Raw genomic sequence first — 966 nt, 5'->3', positions numbered from 1 at the left:
GTCTTATCCGACGCAGGAAGGCCGTCTGAAAACTGAAACCTGCGTTATCGGCGGTGGCCTGTCCGGCTTATGCACCGACCTACCGCTTGCCGAAAACGGCCATGAAGTCATCGTACTTGAAGCCGCCCGTATCGGTTTCGGCGCATCAGGCCGCAGCGGCGGACAAGTCATCAGCGACTTTGCCTGCGGCATGGAAGAAATCGAAAAACAAGTCGGTTTGGAACAGGCTCAATGGTTCTGGCAGCAATCTCTGCAAGCCGTTGAACTGGTTGACTCCCGCATTCAAAAACACAATATCCAATGCGATTGGCAACGCGGCTACGCTACCGTCGCCGTCCGTCCTCAGCATTGGGAAGAATTGCAACAATGGCACGAACACGCTCAAAAACATTATGGCGCAAGCCATTACCAGCTTTGGGATAAAGCCACGCTGAAGCAGCAACTTGCCAGCGATATGTATCAAGGCGCGCAATTTGATCCTTTATCCGGCCACTTACACCCACTCAATTACACCCTAGGCATTGCCAAAGCGGCAACCGATGCAGAAGCACAACTTTTTGAGCAATCCCCGATGACCCGTATCGAGCCATGCGATAACGGCTGGCTGGTTCATACGCCCAATGGCAGTGTTGAGTGCAAAAACCTCGTTTATGCCGTCAATACTTATGCAGGCTTACACCCAAAATTCAAAGTATTGGAACAAAAAGCCATTGCAGTCAGCACCTTTATCATCGCCACCGAGCCACTGTGCGAACGCGCCAAAGACCTGATCCGCAATAATATGGCCATCTGCGACAACCGCCACGTCCTCGACTACTACCGCCTCAGCGCCGAAGGCCGCCTGCTCTTCGGCGGCAAAGACAACGAGTTTATCGATGACCATGAACGGGCGCTTATACACATCTGAAGATGACGAAGAATCATTACGGGTAGAGCTAGGGGGTAGCAGGATCACTGAAGGAGGGG

At 52.7% G+C, this 966-nt stretch carries 1 pseudogene; it reads left to right on the top strand.

What is annotated here, in order from left to right:
* Positions 1–889: pseudogene (locus ACTHUR_RS12215) on the top strand (NAD(P)/FAD-dependent oxidoreductase); the annotation flags it as partial.
* Between the last annotated feature and the right edge of the window lie 77 nt (positions 890–966).

Source organism: Neisseria sp. P0021.S007 (assembly GCF_051956855.1).
Note: the sequence above shows the minus strand (reverse complement) of the source record. Positions and strands in the feature narration are given on the sequence as shown.